The 17600-nt window shown below is 60.5% G+C and carries 14 protein-coding genes; 9 read left to right on the top strand and 5 right to left on the bottom strand.

Annotated features, from left to right (window positions below; genetic code table 11):
- Positions 1 to 83: 83 nt before the first annotated feature.
- Positions 84 to 350 carry a hypothetical protein gene (locus AFE_RS16825; RefSeq protein WP_012536963.1) on the top strand — a complete coding sequence of 89 codons (267 nt, stop codon included), beginning with the start codon at positions 84 to 86 and terminating at the stop codon, positions 348 to 350.
- Here AFE_RS16825 and AFE_RS09650 read toward each other — a convergent pair.
- The 4 genes from AFE_RS09650 to AFE_RS09635 form a co-directional block, all read right to left on the bottom strand.
- On the bottom strand, positions 303 to 1832 hold the full coding sequence (locus AFE_RS09650) for a DHA2 family efflux MFS transporter permease subunit (protein ID WP_012536962.1): 1530 nt from the start codon (positions 1830 to 1832) through the stop codon (positions 303 to 305). The genes AFE_RS16825 and AFE_RS09650 overlap by 48 nt on opposite strands.
- Before the next feature lie 104 nt (positions 1833 to 1936).
- On the bottom strand, positions 1937 to 2878 hold the full coding sequence (locus AFE_RS09645) for a zinc metalloprotease HtpX (protein WP_009567117.1): 942 nt from the start codon (positions 2876 to 2878) through the stop codon (positions 1937 to 1939).
- Positions 2879 to 3200: 322 nt separating this feature from the next.
- Positions 3201 to 3983: a L,D-transpeptidase gene (locus AFE_RS09640; RefSeq protein WP_157293215.1), complete on the bottom strand. Its 783-nt coding sequence runs from the start codon at positions 3981 to 3983 to the stop codon at positions 3201 to 3203.
- On the bottom strand, positions 3980 to 4987 hold the full coding sequence (locus AFE_RS09635) for a zinc-dependent alcohol dehydrogenase family protein (protein ID WP_009567700.1): 1008 nt from the start codon (positions 4985 to 4987) through the stop codon (positions 3980 to 3982). The genes AFE_RS09640 and AFE_RS09635 overlap by 4 nt, the downstream gene beginning before the upstream one ends.
- A gap of 338 nt (positions 4988 to 5325) precedes the next feature.
- Here AFE_RS09635 and AFE_RS09630 point away from each other — a divergent pair, with 338 nt between their 5' ends.
- The 8 genes from AFE_RS09630 (at position 5326) to AFE_RS09595 (ending at position 16350) form a co-directional block, all read left to right on the top strand.
- Entirely contained in the window at positions 5326 to 5763 is a 438-nt protein-coding gene (locus AFE_RS09630) for an Hsp20/alpha crystallin family protein (RefSeq protein WP_009567699.1), read from the top strand.
- A gap of 161 nt (positions 5764 to 5924) precedes the next feature.
- The gene (locus tag AFE_RS09625; protein WP_012536960.1) at positions 5925 to 6566 is read left to right on the top strand and encodes a dienelactone hydrolase family protein; all 642 of its coding nucleotides are present in this window, start codon (positions 5925 to 5927) and stop codon (positions 6564 to 6566) included.
- Positions 6567 to 6884: 318 nt separating this feature from the next.
- A complete protein-coding gene (locus tag AFE_RS09620; protein WP_012536959.1) occupies positions 6885 to 7577 on the top strand; it encodes a DUF5752 family protein in 693 nt (230 codons plus the stop codon).
- 76 nt (positions 7578 to 7653) lie between these two features.
- The gene (locus AFE_RS09615) at positions 7654 to 8802 is read left to right on the top strand and encodes a glycosyltransferase (protein WP_226833834.1); all 1149 of its coding nucleotides are present in this window, start codon (positions 7654 to 7656) and stop codon (positions 8800 to 8802) included.
- Complete coding sequence (gene treZ / locus AFE_RS09610; RefSeq protein WP_225487046.1) at positions 8799 to 10679, top strand: malto-oligosyltrehalose trehalohydrolase; 1881 nt, start codon at positions 8799 to 8801, stop codon at positions 10677 to 10679. The genes AFE_RS09615 and treZ overlap by 4 nt, the downstream gene beginning before the upstream one ends.
- Positions 10680 to 10684: 5 nt before the next feature.
- Entirely contained in the window at positions 10685 to 13594 is a 2910-nt protein-coding gene (gene treY, locus AFE_RS09605; RefSeq protein ID WP_012536956.1) for a malto-oligosyltrehalose synthase, read from the top strand.
- A gap of 207 nt (positions 13595 to 13801) precedes the next feature.
- Entirely contained in the window at positions 13802 to 15619 is a 1818-nt protein-coding gene (gene sppA / locus AFE_RS09600) for a signal peptide peptidase SppA (protein ID WP_012536955.1), read from the top strand.
- Between the two features lie 89 nt (positions 15620 to 15708).
- Positions 15709 to 16350, top strand: a complete 642-nt coding sequence (locus tag AFE_RS09595) for a phospholipase D family nuclease (RefSeq protein ID WP_012536954.1) — start codon at positions 15709 to 15711, stop codon at positions 16348 to 16350.
- Positions 16351 to 16358: 8 nt separating this feature from the next.
- On the opposite strand, the gene moeA is transcribed toward AFE_RS09595, so the two are convergent.
- A complete protein-coding gene (moeA, locus tag AFE_RS09590; protein ID WP_012536953.1) occupies positions 16359 to 17600 on the bottom strand; it encodes a molybdopterin molybdotransferase MoeA in 1242 nt (413 codons plus the stop codon).

The raw sequence follows: 17600 nt of genomic DNA, 5'->3' as shown, positions 1-17600 counted from the left end.
GGTTCATTCCAGGCTTTCTGGAGTATGGTGGCAGGAACTCGAAGAATCCGGAGGCAGCTATCGGCCGGACCTGACGCGCTAGCATGGGATTTTTCACCCTCGCGCCGCGCCCGCCCTTTCGCCTGGATCTCACGGTCTGGGCCTTGCGCCGCCAAACCCATAATCAGGTGGACGGCTGGGAGAGCGAAGCCTACCGTCGGGTGTGGCGCTTCGGGGATCTCTGGCTGAAGCTGCACCACCAACGCGGGCTTCCGGACGCTCCTCCTGTCCATTCTCGTCCCATCCGTACCGGTCATCTCGGCTTAACCTGTTGGAAGAATACGCTTGGGGATGAGCAATATCAGGGGTAACAAGCAAAAGAAGATGATGGTGATCCACTGAAACACGTCCAGGAAGCCGATCATTTCGGCCTGGCTGAATAAGGTCTGACCGAGCAATGCCCAGACGCGAGGATCCTGTGGTGCCAATCCGCTGGCTTGCAGCCAATTCGGCAGCGTCGCACTGAAGGTATTGATGTGTCCGCCCAACTGGTTCCAGTTGATCTGGGTCTCATTCGTGAGCACGGTACCGTCGATGGCGATGCCGATGGAATTCCCGAGGGTGCGGGCGAGGTTGAAAATGCCGCTGGCTTCCGCCGATACCGCAAGCGGCAGGGTATCGAAGGCGATGACGGTAAGGGGCACGAAGATCATCCCCATGCCGATCCCCCGGATAATACCGGGATAAATGACCCAAACAGGACTGATATACAGACTGTAACTGGTCATGATCCAGGTACTGATCCCGGTCAGCAAAACCCCGGCTACGATAAAAAGTCGCGGCTGGTAACGATTGATGAAGCGCCCAACGATCATCATGGTAACGGCGCTGGCAACGCCGCGCGGAAACATGACCCAGCCGATGGTTTCCGGCATGTAATTCAGCAGCCCCTCCAGCATGAGCGGCTGCATGGCGGTGGTGCCGAAGAGGCCAAGGCCGAATACGCCGGTGATCAGCGTGGCGGTAGCGAAACTGCGGTCGCGAAAGAGATGGAGATCGATGATGTTGTCGGCGATCATCCATCCCCGCAGCAAAAAGGTGAGGATACCAAAAACCGCGAGGATCGACAGGGCCACGATGAGTCTGGAGTCAAACCAATAATCCTCATTACCCCGTGACAGCACGATTTGCAGGCTGCCGATTCCAATCGCCATGAGCAACAGACCCGGCCAGTCGGTGGCCAGATTTTTTCTTTCGCTCTTCCGCATGGTGGCGGCACCCAGCAAGAGCGAAAAAATCCCGACGGGAAGGTTGATGTAGAACAGCCAACGCCAGCCCATGTGCTGCGTGATATAGCCGCCAAAGACCGGACCCATGGCCGGCGCCACCATCAGCACCATGCCCCAAATGGCCATGGCTCGCCCCCGTTCCTTGCCCGGAAAGAGGTTGACCATGGTGGATTGGGCCAAGACCACCATGAGCGCGCCGAATCCCCCTTGCAGGGTGCGTAAAAAGACGATTTCCGCCAAAGTCTGGCTCGCCCCGCACAGCCCCGAGGCAACGACAAAACCGGAAACACTGATGAGGAAAAGACGCCGCCGCCCAAAGAGGGCGGCAAGATGGCTGGTCAATGGTATAGTGACTGCGTTGGCGGCCAGATAGGCGGTGAGCACCCAAGTGATCCGGTTCGGCGTAGCAGCCAAGGTTCCCATCATATAGGGCAGCGCCACGCTCACTACGGTCATGTCCAACAAGACCATCACCATCGCCAGCATGAAGGCGATGGTGATCAGCCAACGATGCTCTTGGGATGATTCAGGAGGGGTAGTCGCATGAATTGCGCTTGCCGCCAAGGGGTTATCTCCTTTGGTAAAACCGTGAATTGCGCCCGCCGTGAGCTATACGGGGTGCCAGCCAATGGGGATTCCTGCCGTGAGAAAGTAATGCGCTGTCCCCACTACCAGCGAAAACCCGACAGGTGACGCCAGCGTGGCAGGTCTTTGGCTATGGGCAGACTTACACCGTGGTCCCATGCCCATATTTCCGGATGGCTCAAGGGACGCGCTGTGGCGAAAAGTCGGCGAATGCGTTCTTCTGTCCTCGGATGGGTGCGTAACCACGAGGGAACGGCTACTCTCCCCAGTTTGGGGAACAGTATTTTCATTTCCCGTTCCTGGGCATCTTCCATCTTTTGCAGTGCGCTGGCCAGACCCTGGGGGTCATGGGTGAGTTCCATGGCACCACGATCCGCCTCAAACTCACGTGTGCGAGAAAGAACCAATTGCAACGACATACTTACCGAGGGTGCGACCATCAGCAAAAAAATCAGTCCCCATGGCATGGTGTACTTATGCATGATCCATAAGGGTAAATTGATCAGGATCAAAACCTGGCCCAGCAAACAGAACGTCCATGTCATCTGGCTGAAGAGATCCGCAACAATCATGACCCAGATATCCTTGTGGCGGATATGGGAGATCTCATGTGCCAACACAGCAGCCAGTTCACGCCCATCAAGTGTGCGCAGCAGGCCATCGGAAATCACCAAGGACACATGTGCATCCAGTCCGGTGGAAAATGCATTCAGGGCAGGGGTGGGCAGGTGATACAAGGTCGGAAAATGTTCCAGCCCGGAGCGTTCGGACAATCTTTGCACCATATCGAAGAGCAGCGGCGATTGCCCGGGTGTAATGACTTCCGCTCCCATTCTACGAATGAGTAATTGTGGCATCAGCCGGGGCGCAAATAAAATAAACAGAATGCCCGCACCCAACATCACGTAAAGCGTATCTACTCCACCCAGGAGCCAACCGATCCACATCATCAGCAACAACATCGCGCTGATGATGCCTGTCGATTCAAGCCAATTGACAAGATGGTGCCAACGCCAACGCAACATTAAGCCCTCTCTTTGGGAATCTTTTGACCCCAGCCCATATATCCGTTGCCAGGCCTAATGAATGGAAGCGGCATGAAATAAACGGGAAGCATGCCATGGATAAAACACCCACCACGGGGGACACGGTCACGATTTTCCCACGGTATACATGAGTCATGGTGAAAGATGCGCGCGTCCGCACATGAGGTCGGATTTTTCCGTCCAGCGTCATTCTGATTTGCAACCCCTTTTGAAATGCGGAAGGAGGCAACACCAGAAGGCGCACTGCGACCTTATCCTGATTACTATGGATTATCTCTCCCGCTGAGCCGCCTCAAACGTATCATGGCGCCACCGTCACCGGCGTACCGATATGCATCATTCCATAGGCTCTTTGTGCCGCCTTTAACGGCAGTTCCACACAACCGTTACTTTGCCGAAACCCGTACGCAAGACGGGGAAAATAGTGCACCGCACGGCCATCCCAGAAGTAGTTGACGAAGCGCACGCCTGAATCGTTATAACACTCGCCATGGGGAAAACAACCGGTCATTCGCGTACTCAGAAAGCGCGCGTAGACTGCCCAGGTACCGTTGGGGGTGATCGCACCGGGCACCCCGGTATTGGTCGGGCTTTGCAACACCCATTTACCCCTATCCGTTTCCGCGTTGTAGCGCCAGATGGACAACGTTTCTGGCGTGCCTTTGCGCACATAAACCCACACAAACGGCTTTGGCGCGTCTTCTCCGCGCCGATGGGCGGCAAGGACAGCCGCATAAAGGCGATGGCGGTTGTCATGATCAAACCAGTCGCTGCTTTGGTTGGACCATGGCAGCCCGTGCACCTTGGCAAAAAAATCCAGTGCCCCGAAGAGCAAGGGCGATCCCGGAGAGTTCGGGGTGAGCATCTGCAGTGAAGGCGGCGTGCCTGACGGCCATAACCACCAAATTTGTGGGTTTTCCCCCCCTAGCCCGGTCCAGCCCACTTGCCCTGGTAAATAGTGCATTTGCGCAAGCGCGCGGGCAACACGCAACCAAGCTGGTGCCGGCGTTGTTGCCGCGAGTGCGCCGCCGCCAGCAGCAGAAGCGGGCCATAACAGGACCATCAGAATCCATATCCTTTTCACGTCTCGCGTTCCTGCCATGCCCCCATAACCAGTACCGCGGCACCGTGGACCGCGCCACCTCTCAAATCCGCCAATGCCACATTCGCCATGGCCAAAGGATACGTCGTGATATGGCTTTGCACCGGGACCCGTCGTGCCAGTGGGAAATAGTCCTCGGCATCTTTGCGCGTCAGGTTGGCAACCGATCGCACCTGTCGCTCCTCCCAGAGTAAGGAATAGGGGAAAGCTGGGATATCCGACATGTGAATCCCCGCACTGATCACAACACCCCCTTTCTTGACCGCCTGAAGAGCAATAGGTATCAGGGCTCCAACCGGTGCAAACAAAATTGCCGCATCCAGCGGTTGTGGCGGCAGGACCTCCGATCCACCTACCCACACAGCCCCCAATTTGATCGCTAGATCCTGTGCCTTGCTATCGCCCGGGCGGGTAAATGCATAGACCTCCATGCCTTGATAACGCGCTACCTGAATCAGTAAATGCGCGGCAGCGCCGAATCCATAAAGACCCAGGCGTCGTCTTCCCGCGGCAAAACGTAAGGCCCGAAAGCCGATGAGCCCCGCACACAACAGCGGGGCACCTTCCGGATTGGCGTAAATGTCTGGAAGAGGGAAGCAGTAACGCGCATCGGCGACCATATACTCGGCGTAACCGCCATCCACGGTGTAGCCATGAAAACGCGCCTGGTCACAAAGATTCTCCCGTCCTGCTCGACAATATTCGCAGGCACCGCAGGTCCATGCGAGCCAGGGAATTCCCACCATCTGACCGGTCTGTAAGGAAATATCGGGGCTTCCCACCGATTCTATCTGGCCGACTACTTCATGGCCGGGAACGAGTGGTAGTTTGGGGTTGGGCAATTCACCGTCCACTACATGCAGATCGGTACGGCACACTCCGCACGCCAGTATTTTTACCAGGACCTGGCCCGGCTGTGGCCGCGGTCGCGGCAATTCAGTGGGCACCAAAGGCCTACCCACCTCTTCCAGAACCATGGCATGCATGAAACACCTCCTTGTAGTCGCCATATAACTTCCATGACGACGTACCGTCGCGGGTTTACGGAAAGCAACAAGCCTGATTCTGCAATTGTAGACCAGCCGGCAATGGTCGCGTCGCCAGCCATGACAACGAGGGCGGCACCCGCCACGATATCTGTCACCACCGGGGCACCCCCTGCGGAATCCCAGAGTGATGCGCACCACCATGGTGCGGGAATCCATTGCTATAATGAAATGGACTGGCGTTGAGATTCAACAGCGCAGCGCCAGGCCTTGCCGGACAGAACGCGGGCGATCCTGCAAGGTGAGGGCCCCGTCCCGCATCATTCAGGAGCAATAACATGGCACTTATGAAATGGGAACCACTGCGTGAAATAGACGACATGTTCGACCGCTATGTAATGTCGATGGGTTGGCCTTCCCGGCGTCAGGAACTCATAACAGCGGGTGATTGGTCGCCCCGCGTTGATATCAGCGAGACTGATAACGAGTTCCTGATCAAGGCCGAAATACCTGAGGTCAAGAAAGAAGATGTCAAAGTCAGTGTGGATAAAGGGGTGCTTACCATCCAGGGGGAACGGAAGCAGGAGAAGGAGGAGAAAGGGAAAAAATTTCATAGAATCGAGCGATACTACGGAAGTTTCATCCGTAGCTTTACGCTGCCAGATAATGTTGACGAATCCAACATAAAAGCCACGTTCAAGGATGGTATGCTGAATCTTCAGGTGCCCAAAAGTGCTCGGGCGAAGCATAATGCCATTGAAGTGAAAGTGGAGTAATTGCGCCCGCAAACCGCTCCGCCGTGCGTGTCGGATGCAGCATTTACCTGCTGTATTCTGGCTGCTATGCAGGGGTTTTGGGATGACGCCCGGATTTTTGGCACGATTGGCCGTGACCATTGTTGTCATGAGCGAGTTGATCGGTCAACGGGAGGTAAGGCATGGTAGGGTCAGAACGGTCCGTTCACATTTCGGCAGAAGGGTTGAGATTGGAAGGCAACTGGGTGATTCCCGAAAACGCCCTCGGCCTGGTGCTCTTTGCTCACGGCAGCGGCAGCAGCCGCCTAAGTCCCAGGAATAATTACGTGGCGCAGGTGCTGCGTGACGGCGGTATTGCTACCTTGCTCTTTGATCTGCTGACCGAAGAGGAGGATCGGGTATATGCCACCCGCTTCGATATCGGTCTGCTGAGCGAGCGCCTGGCTTTAGCTACCCGCTGGACACAGCGACAGCCGGAGGCAGCGGGCCTGCCCCTGGGTTATTTCGGTGCCAGCACCGGCGCTGCGGCAGCCTTGCGCGCAGCCGCCCAATTTGGTGACGCTATCGCTGCTGTGGTCTCCCGCGGCGGGAGGCCTGATCTGACCGGACCGGCCATCTCCCGGGTGACGGCTCCTACCCTCCTGATCGTCGGTGGTCTCGACGATGTGGTCATCGGCATGAATGAAACGGCCTACGCCGAGCTGCGGGCAGAGAAGCAGATGGTCATTGTTCCCGGCGCCACCCATCTTTTTGAGGAGCCAGGCACCTTGGAAGAGGCCGCAAGCCTGGCCTTGGCGTGGTTTCAGCGCCATTTCAAGAAGTAGGTGCACCCACGCCTGAGGATGATCGAGTGCTGGTTACCCCATTAACTGCTGGCGCAGCCGTCTCCATCCGAGGACGACGCATTTCAGGTACTTTGAAATGGCGTCATTACGCCGCCCTTCGGTGGCTCCGTATTGCCGGTCGGTGACATGGGGACGAGGAAATGTTCTCAGAATAGGTAGAGAGCGAGGCCGCAAAGGGCCAAGGCCGTACCCTACGGCCAGGGAAGGGGAGTGGGGCCATGTGCTATCCTAATGATTAAAGATTCTGATCTGCGGAGCGGGCTCCGGTATGGCTGGTCTGCTTCAGGAGGGATACCCATGGAGAACGGCGTCGGCACCGCGCAGGACCCGCCATCGGAGTTCGCCGTCAAGGACTGCGCCCTCCTCGCCATCGCCACGGGGCGGCGCGTGTATACCCTGTCGGAACTGCGTGGCGGGCTCGAAAGCGTGGGGGAGGCCAGTATCTATTACCATTTCTGGGGCAGCTTGCTGCAACCACGTTTCGGGGAGCGGGAGTACAATAACGATTTTGCCGGTTGGGTCTTGCACAGCCTTCACGACGCCAGGCTGGCCGAGCGCATGGCCATGCTGGACCCCCGGGAATATCCCGATCTTTCCGAACTGCGCTTCGATCTCCTCGAAATCATCGACGAACGGCTGGACGAGGCGGATTACCTGCACTGGATGCCGGCGGCCCAGCCCTTCCAGTTCATGCGTTCGCAGATCGTGGTCTTCAGTACGGACAAGCGGGTGTCCACCCCCGCCGAACTGCTCGCCATACTCCCGACCTTGCCCGTAAGCAGCCTGTTTTACCACTTCATCGACGCGCGTCGGCGGGTACCCGAGGCCGGCGACGACTTCAGCGCCTGGCTCTCGGACTTTGGCGACATGGGACAGCGGCTGCGCGACGGTCTCACCCGTGTGGACCCTTATTTCGCGACACTCGGGACCTTGCGGGACCAGATCTCGACCATTTTCGCCGCAGAATTGGAGGATGGCCATGCTGCTTGACAAATACGCGCGTGTCGTCGGCGAGGATGCCGTCGACCACCTCCGCCAGTTGGCCCGGCCCCTGGCCGGCAAGCAGATGGTCCATGTGAATTCCACACGGGTCGGTGGAGGTGTTGCCGAAATCCTGGACAAGCTGGTGCCCCTCACCCGCGAACTGGAGATCGACGCCCGCTGGGAGGTCATCACCGGAAGCCCTTCTTTCTACGAGTGCACCAAGACCATGCATAATGCCATGCAAGGCAGCCCGTTCCCCATCCGTGAAGCCCTGCTGCGGGTCTACGAAGAAACCAACCGGGAGAATGCCGAGAGGCTCGGTTCCCTGCTCACCGATGCCGATATCGTCTTCATTCACGACCCCCAGCCCGCGCCGCTGATCCATTACCTGAACGACCGCAAGGGCAAATGGGTATGGCGCTGCCACATCGAGGCGAGCCATCCCTATCGTCCGGTCTGGCGTTATCTGCGGCGCCATGTGGCGGAGTACGACGCCACGGTGTTCTCCCTGGCCGGCTTCGCCCAGCCCCTGCCCAACCCCCAATACATCATCCCCCCCAGCATCGACCCGCTCAGCGACAAAAATGTCAATTTGTCCCAACGGGAGATCAAGGCGGTAGCCCGGCGCTTTCAGATCGATCCCGAGCGGCCCCTCGTCGCGCAGATTTCCCGTTTCGACCGCTTCAAGGACCCCATCGGCGTGATCAACGCCTACCGCCTGGCCAAGACCTACGTGCCCGAGCTGCAACTCGTGCTGGCGGGCGGAAGCGCCGACGACGACCCGGAAGGCAGCGTCATGCTCGCCGAAGTGCAGGCCGCGGCCCAGGGGGACCCGGACATCCACGTCCTGGCCCTGCCGCCCGACGCCCACCGCACCATCAACGCTCTCCAGCGTCTGGCGGACATCGTCCTGCAGAAGTCCCTGCGGGAAGGTTTCGGCCTCGCGGTCACCGAAGCGATGTGGAAGGACAAGCCCGTCATCGGCGGCGACACCGGCGGTATCCGCCTGCAGGTGGTCGACTACTACACCGGGTTCCTGGTGAACTCGCCGGAAGGGGCGGCCCTGCGGATCCGCTACCTCCTGCGCAACCCCAGGCTGATCCGCAGCATGGGGAGGCAAGGGCGGCGCTTCGTGCGGGAGAACTTCCTGTTGACGCGCCAGTTGCGCGAGTACCTGGCCCTGGCGGTCGGCCTGCTGCACGGGACCACCGAACGGATCGAACTCGGTTGACCGCCCAGGAGGGGAAAGCGATGTGCCGCCACGACATGCCTTTCGGCGCCCAGCGCCTCGAAGACGGGCGCTGGCGGTTCCGGCTCTGGGCACCTGCGGCGGGAACGGTGGAACTCCAGCTCCCGCACGGCACAGGGGTACGGTACACGCCTATGCGGCCGGAGACCGAGGGTTGGTTCGCGCTGGAAACGGGGGCGGCTCCGGGGACCGCTTATGCCTATCGCATCAATAGGGACCTCGTCGTCCCGGACCCCGCATCCCGCGCCCAGCTCGACGATGTTCACGGCCCGAGCCTGCTGGTGGACCCCGCTGCCTTTGCCTGGGAAGACGGCCATTGGCGGGGGCGGCCCTGGGAAGAGGCCGTGATCTACGAGCTGCATACCGGCACCTTCTCGTCCGAGGGCACTTTCGGCGGGATCACCGCGCGCCTGGACCAGCTGGCCGGGCTGGGCGTCACGGCCCTGGAGCTCATGCCCGTGGCGGACTTTCCCGGCGAGCGGGACTGGGGCTACAACGGGGCGCTGCCCTTCGCGCCGGATCGGCGCTACGGCACGCCCGACGACCTGAAACGCCTGGTGCAGGGAGCTCACCGGCGTGGCCTCATGGTATTCCTCGACGTCGTGTACAACCATTTCGGACCCGTGGGAAATTATCTGTCCCATTACGCCCCCGCCTTCTTCACCGACCGCCACCACACCCCCTGGGGGGCGGCCATCAATTTCGATGGCCCCGGAAGCCGCACGGTGCGCGCGTTTTTCATCCACAACGCCCTGTACTGGCTGGAAGAGTTTCACATGGACGGCCTGCGCCTCGACGCCGTGCATGCCATCTGCGACGACTCGGACCCGGACATCATCGAGGAGCTGGGCGCGGCGGTCGCCCGGCGCTTTCCGCACCGCCCCATACACCTGATGCTGGAGGATGACCGCAACAGCGCCCACTACCTGGTCCCGGAGGGTTCACGGCGCATATATGCCGCCCAATGGAACGATGATTTCCACCACGCCCTCCACGTCATCCTGACCGGTGAGGCGGAGGGCTACTACGGGGACTTCGCCGACGATCCCCATGGGCTCCTCGCCCGCTGCCTGGCCGAAGGCTTCGCCTTCCAGGGTGCCTGGTCCGTCTACCACGGGCGGCGCCGCGGCGAGCCGAGTGCCGGTCTCCCGGTCACCGCCTTCATCGGCTTTCTCCAGAACCACGACCAGGTGGGCAACCGGGCCTTCGGCGATCGTCTGGCGACCCTCGCAACGCCGGAGGCCGTGCGGGCGGCGACGGTGCTGCTGTTGCTGGCGCCGGCCCCGCCATTGCTCTTCATGGGCCAGGAGTGGGGCAGCCGGCGCCCATTCCCGTTCTTCTGCGACCTGGGACCCGACCTCGCGCCGCAGGTGCGGGAAGGCCGGCTGCGCGAGTTCGCACGCTTCCCGGACTTCGCCGACGCCGCTGGCCGCGCCCGCATCCCCGATCCCAGCGACCCGGCGACCTTCCGGTCCGCCCGGCTCGACTGGCGCGAAAGGGAGCAGGAAACGCACCGAGCCTGGCTGGCCCTGCATCGCGAGCTGCTCGCCCTTCGCCAGCGCGAGCTGGTGCCGCGTCTGGCCGGCGTCACCGTGGAGGGGGCGGTGGCGGCCCATTTCGGCAAAGGCGGCGTGACGGCACGCTGGCGCCTCGCCGATAGGATCGTCCTGGTGGTCGTCGCCAACCTGGACGCGGAGCCGGCCGCCCACCTTCGCCTTCCCACCGGCAAGCAGCTTTACGCCACACCAGCGGCATCCGGACCCGACGGCTCCTTCGCACCCTGGGCGGTGGCTTTCTTCCTGTGTGCCCCCCATGACGCCGAGGTCGCCGTGGACGGAACATCGCCGTTCGGCCACTGAAATCCATGGCCCCTGATCCCATTCCCCGCGCAAGCTACCGGCTCCAGTTCAATCGCCAATTCACCTTCGACGATGCGGTGGCCCTCGTGCCCTATCTGCAGGAACTGGGCGTGTCCCATTGCTACGCATCCCCCTACCTCAAGGCCCGCAGTGGCAGCCCGCACGGCTACGACATCGTCGACCACAACGCCCTCAACCCCGAGATCGGCGACGACCGGAGCTTCGGTCGCTTTGTCACCGCCCTCGCTCGCCATGGCTTGGGCCATATCCTGGACTTCGTACCCAACCACATGGGCGTGGGCGGTGACGACAACGCCTGGTGGCTGGATCTGCTGGAAAACGGCCAGGCATCCCCCTACGCGGATTTCTTCGATATTGACTGGCATCCCCACGAGAAGGCGCTGCGCGGCAAGGTCCTGGTTCCCTTCCTGGGCGGCTACTACGGCGACCTGCTCGAAAACGGCGAGTTGCATCTGGCCTTCGACGCGCAGCGAGGGGAGTTCAGCGTCTGGTACCTGCAGCACCGCTTCCCGCTGGATCCGCGTACCTATCCCGGCATCCTTGAATATGGGCTGGAACGGTTGAAGGAGCGGTTGGGCGCCGACCAGCCCAGGCTGGCCGAATACCAAAGCCTCAGCACCGCCTTCACCCATCTCCCCGCGCGCCGAGAGACGGCGGCCGCCAAACTGGAGGAGCGGCGCCGCGACAAGGAGGTCCACAAGCGCCACCTGGCGGAGCTCTGCACCGCCGAACCCCGGATCGGGGCCTTCATCGAAGAGAACGTGGCATCCCTGAACGGCGAGCCGGGCGAGGTGGCCACCTTCGACCGGCTCCACGAGGTCCTGGAAGGGCAGGCCTACCGCCTCGCGTATTGGCGGGTCGCCGCGGACGAGATCAATTATCGCCGCTTTTTCGACATCAACGACCTCGCCGGCCTGCGGATGGAGCGGCCCGAGGTGTTCGCCGCCACCCATCGCCTGGTGCTCCAACTGGTGGCCGAGGGCAAGCTGGACGGCCTGCGCATCGACCATGCCGACGGTCTGTACGACCCAGCCGGCTATTTCACGCGGCTCCGGATGGAGATCCATGCGGCGCTGGCGGAGCGGGCCGAACCAGCGGGCGGCGGCACGGCCCCCGATTTCTACCTCGTGGCGGAAAAGATCCTGATCGGTCCGGAACGGCTGGTGGACGGCTGGCCGGTGCAGGGGACCACCGGCTATGACTTCGCCAACGCGGTCAACGACCTCTTCGTCAACCCGGCGGCGCAGCGGGACTTGGATCGCATTTATGCCCGATTCATCGGACAACGCGGCGATTTCGCGGAAATGCTCTTCCAATGCAAGCAACTGGTCATGGAGGCGCAACTCTCCTCGGAACTCACCATGCTCGCCGACATGCTCGACGGCATCGCCCAAAGCGACCGGCACACCCGCGACTTCACCCGTAACGGCTGCCGCGGCGCCGTGGCCATGCTCGTGGCCTGTTTCCCGGTGTACCGTAGCTATATCGCCGCCAATCGGGTCTCCGAAGACGACCGCCGCTACGTGGAAGCGGCGGTGGCACAGGCAAAAAAACGCAGCCCGGGGGACGTGAGCATCTTCGACTTCATCCGCCGCATCCTGTTGGAAGACACCGGCGCGCCGGAGGCCTCGCGGCGCCGGCGGGCGGCCCGCTTCGCCTTGAAACTCCAGCAGTACACGGCCCCGGTCATGGCCAAGGCCCAGGAGGACACGGCCTTCTACCGCTATCACCGGCTGGTGTCCCTGAACGAGGTCGGCGGTGACCCGCGACGTTTCGGGACCACTCCGGCCGCCTTTCATCGCGCCAACCAGGAACGGGCCCAGAAATGGCCATACGCCATGCTGACGACCTCCACCCACGACACCAAACGCAGCGAGGACGTGCGGGCCCGCATCGACGTCCTCTCCGAACTCACCGACGAATGGCGGAAAAGGGTGGGACGTTGGGCGCGCTTCGCCCGCCGGCACAAGCGGATGGTGGATGGCATTCCGGCACCGAGCCGCAATGACGAGTACCTGTTCTACCAGACCCTGCTCGGCGTCTGGCCCCTCGAATCCCCTGGCGAGCGCGCCTTCGACGATCTCCGTGAGCGGGTCCTGCGTTATATGCTCAAGGCAGTGAAGGAGGCCAAGACCCACACCTCCTGGCTGAACCCCAACCTTGCTTACGAAGAGGCCCTGGATTACTTCGTCATGGCCATGCTCGACCGCACCGGCCGCAACCCCTTCCTCGCCGATTTTCTCCCGTTCCAGGCCCGAGTCGCCCGCTTCGGGCTGTGGAACGGCCTGTCCCAGCAGCTATTGAAGCTTACGGCGCCGGGCGTACCCGACATCTACCAGGGGACCGAAGTGTGGGACTTCAGCCTCGTGGACCCGGACAACCGCCGCCCCGTGGACTACCGGCGCCGGCGGGACCTGCTGCACCGGCTGAGGGCTGTCGCCCGCGGGCGGGACGGAGCGCGCCTCGCGCAGGATCTGATGGAGCATCCGGAGGACGGTCGCGCCAAGCTCTTTGTCACTTGGCGGGCACTGGAGGCGCGGCACCGATTCCCCGAGGTCTTTGCCGGCGGCGCCTACCTACCCCTTGCCGTCACGGGTGCCCAGGCCGACCACGCAGTGGCCTTTGCACGGCAGGCGAACGGGCGCACCGTGATCACCATCGCCACCCGCTGGTTCGCCACCCTCCTCGGCGACGAAAAACGCCTGCCGGTAGGTGAGGCGGTATGGACCGATACCGGGATCGAGCTCCCCAACCCGGCCGCGGCATGGGAAAACCTGTTCACGGGCGAGACGGTGCGCCCCGATGCCGCCGGAGACAAGCCTCGCCTTTCTCTTGCCCGGACGTTGGCTTGCTTTCCCGTCGCCCTGCTGGTTCCGGCGGAGGTCGGCTCGTGAACGGCCCCATATCGTCCAATACGGTTCTTTCCGAAGCGGCGGAGGGATCCCCTTCATGCTTGAGCTAGTCGGTTTACTATCAGGAACGGTACCAGTAGGTAATACGTCCGTCCCAAAAACCAAAATATTATATACTGGTCACACGTAGGGTTCTTTGTTGCCTCGCTGGAACCCCAAAATTCATTGCTGCAGATGGGATGATTGACCATGCGCATATTGCTTCTCCCCTTCATTTGGCTGGGCCGCGCTTTGCACTGGCTACGCATAGGAATTCTCAACCTGCTGACGCTCGCCATTCTGTTGTTCCTTATCGCCTTTCTTGCCTATAAACTGTTCTACCAGGTTGCCGTCCCCGATGATGCTGCATTGCTTGTCGCTCCCCAGGGCTCCTTGTTTTACAGCCGAAACGAATCCTGGCAGACTCGTGCGCTCGATCATCTTGACGGGCGAAAACCTGCAGGTGTTTCCATTAGACAGATGGTTCAAGCCATTGATCGTGCCTCCACGGACGCGCGTATCCACCTGCTGGAATTGAATTTAAGTGACTTTGGTGGGGGGAGTATCACCCAGCTAGACACCGTAGCACGGGCTCTTCAGCGTTTTCGCGCTCATGGTAAACCCATTTATGCCTATGCGCCCGACTATTCCCAGGATGCTTATTTACTGGCCGCCCAGGCCAACCATATTTACATGCCCAGGCTGGGTACGGTCCTGATCACAGGATTTTCGACGCGTGGTTTATACTTCAAAGGATTGCTGGACAAGTTGGGAATCACGGTGTATTCCTTTCGGCAAGGTAAATATAAATCCGCCATGGAGCCTCTTACCCTGACGCATATGTCCAAGTCTGCGCAGGTAGAAAATGCCGCCTGGCTGAAGGTGTGGTGGGATACTTATCTGCAAGATGTCGCCAAGGGTCGTGGGCTGAAGGCCACACTGGTCAGCCGTTATGCAGATCAGTTGCCTGAACTCTTAGAAAATTATCAAGGAAATGCTGCGGAACTTGCCCTGAAGCAAGGGCTGATCACTCGTATCGGCGATGAGCACGCTTTCAGACAGGCGGTTGCCGCCGCACTCAAACAACCTCCTAAACACATCAAAAAGATTGGGTTGCATGCCTATCTGGCGGCAACCAAACCATCCACAACCGCCAGCGCCAAAATCGCGGTCGTACCCATTGACGGAATGCTCGTAACCGGAGATGCCCCCCTCCCAGGAGTAGTCGCTGCCCAAGCCACGATCAAACAGTTGGATCGCGTAGGTCATGAAGCCTCCGTCAAGGCAGTGGTTTTGCAGGTCAATAGTCCGGGTGGCGATGTAAACGCTGCCCAAGCGATTCGTGCAGCTATTTTACGCATACGCAAGGCGCACAAACCGGTTATCGTCAGCATGGGCACCTTAGGTGCCTCGGGTGCTTACTGGCTCTCAACTGCAGCAGATCGTATCTATGCACACCCCACCACGCTGACTGCCGATATTGGTGTGTTCGCACTATTTCCGAATTATGCGGGGCTGCTAAAAAAACTGGGCATTCACTATTCCGGGATAGCCACTACGAGGAATGCCAACGCCATGTCCCCATTTTCACCCCTGGGTAAAAACGTTCAAAAAGCACTTCAGGCCATGGTAGACAATACATACGCTGACTTCGTAAACCTGGTGGCCAATGCCAGACATATCCCAACAAATAAAGTTGAACACGATGCCCAGGGTCGCGCCTGGAGTGGCCTGGACGCCTATCACCTTGGGTTGGTCAATGCACTCGGGGGCATGCCGCAAGCCATTCAGGAGGCCGCCAAACTGGCAAAACTTTCTAAGGGCAAATATCAGGTACAATACCTGCCTCCACCAACTCCATCGAATAACATCCCACAATGGTTGAACATGTGGAGTCTGGCAAGACTGCGTGACGTTATATTGGGGGAAAATTCCGCGCTCCATGGAGTGATTCCCATGGAACAGATTCGTTTACTGATTCATGAAGCACACCCATACGCCCTTATGGCTTATTTACCCGTAAAATGACATAGTGTCATTCAGGAGATTTTTGGGCGATTTGGCCTCGTCGCGTTTCAGGTCCTATCGAGCCAAGATAACAATGAGCAGGAGCGTTCATGGCTGGAGTGAAGCGGTCGAGCATTATGCCGGTTTGTGGACTGTTGCTGGCGTTTTTTGCGGCAGGGGCACAGGCCGATGGATCCGGCTGGCAATGGCTGAAAAGCTGGGGGCAAAATCAGTGGTCAGCGGCCACCGCCGCACTGCCGCACACGCCCGTAACGGTGCCAGCGCAGGGGACGATCGAGGTGGCGTTCTCGCCGCCAGGCGGGGCGACGGCGGCCATTGTGCAGGCGGTCGGCGAGGCAAGGCAGCGGGTCTGGGTGCAGGCCTATAGCTTCACCAGTGCGCCGATTGCCAGGGCCGTGCTCCATGCCGCCAAAAGAGGCGTCGACGTGAAGGTGGTGTTGGACAGGAGCCAGCGCACCCAGAAATATTCGGTGGCGGATTTTTTTGCCAATCAGGGGGTGCCCGTGTACATCGACGACCAGCACGCCATCGCTCACAACAAGGTGATGGTGATCGATTCGGGGACGCTGATCACCGGTAGCTTCAATTTCAGCAAGGCAGCGGAGCAGGCCAATGCCGAAAATCTCCTGATATTCCGGGGGAATCCGGCGTTACAGCAACTCTACGCGGACAATTTCCGCTTTCATCTCAGCCACTCGACGCCCTATACGGCGCGGCACGGTCTGGATTGAGCGCGGATTCAGACGAGCCCTTCCAGTATCTGCACGTCCACCAGGCTGCCAGCCTTGGCGTGCCCGGCTTCGGCCGCAAGAATGATCAGACAGTCGGCATGGGCCATTCCACTCATGATATGGGAAGCCTGCTGACCAATTCCCGCCACCTGCAGTCCGGCGGGGGTTTGCAGCAGGTGACCACGCTGGAAATCGGTGCGTCCGGGCTTTTTCTGGAGATCCTGTGCCAAAGGAAGCTGTAGCAGCGGAGGGGTCCAGGGTGCCGCTTTGCCCATGCGCTTGAGGATGCTGGGGCGTACAAACTGGTAAAAAGTCACCATGGCGGAGACGGGGTTGCCGGGCAGACCGAAGAAGGTGGCGTTGCCGAGTTGCCCGAAAGCCAGTGGACGCCCTGGTTTCATGTTTATTTTCCAGAAGTGGATGGTGCCGAGACGGCCGAGGAGTGCGGCGATGTAGTCGGCGTCGCCGACGGAGACGCCGCCGGTGCTGATCACCACGTCGGCCACGGTTGCGGCGCTGTGCAGGGCCGCTTCGATGGACTCAGGATCGTCGGCGATGCGGCCGAGATCGAGGATTTCACAGTCGAGACGTTCCAGCATGCCGTGCAGGGCGTAACGGTTACTGTCGTAGATTTGCCCGGGAGCCAGCGCGCCGCCCAGCGGGCGTAACTCGTCGCCAGTGGAGATAAATGCGACCCGCAGACGGCGATATACGGCCAGTTCGGCAATGCCCAGACTGGCGAGCAGCCCGATTTGGGCGGGACGCAGCCAGGTTCCGGCTTCCAGAGCCAGGGCTCCGGCCTGCAGGTCCTCACCGGGCTGGCGGATATTCGCGCCCGCCTTGCTGACTGTCTGGGGGGTGATCTTCCGGTCAGCATGGACTTCTGCCTCCTCCTGAACGAGGACGGCATCCGCGCCTTCGGGAACCACGGCACCGGTCATGATGCGTACGCACTCGTCGGCACCGACACGCCCCTTGAAGGGATGTCCGGCAAAAGACTGGCCGATGATGCGTCGTATGGCATCGTCGTCCATGCTGCGCAGGGCGTAGCCATCCATGGCCGAATTGGACCAGGCGGGCACGTCGGCAGGGGCATGAATGTCCATGGCCAGTACCCGTCCCAGCGCATTGCCGAGATGGACATTTTCGGTGCCTTGCACCGGCAGGCTGGCCGCGAGGATGGCATCCCGTGCATCGGTGACACTTTTGGCCAGGGAATCACGTTCATTACCGCTACAACAGTGAGCCAT

Source organism: Acidithiobacillus ferrooxidans ATCC 23270, from assembly GCF_000021485.1.
GTDB lineage: Bacteria > Pseudomonadota > Gammaproteobacteria > Acidithiobacillales > Acidithiobacillaceae > Acidithiobacillus > Acidithiobacillus ferrooxidans.
The sequence above is the reverse complement of the archived record's forward strand: the minus strand, read 5'-3'. Positions and strand labels throughout refer to the sequence as shown.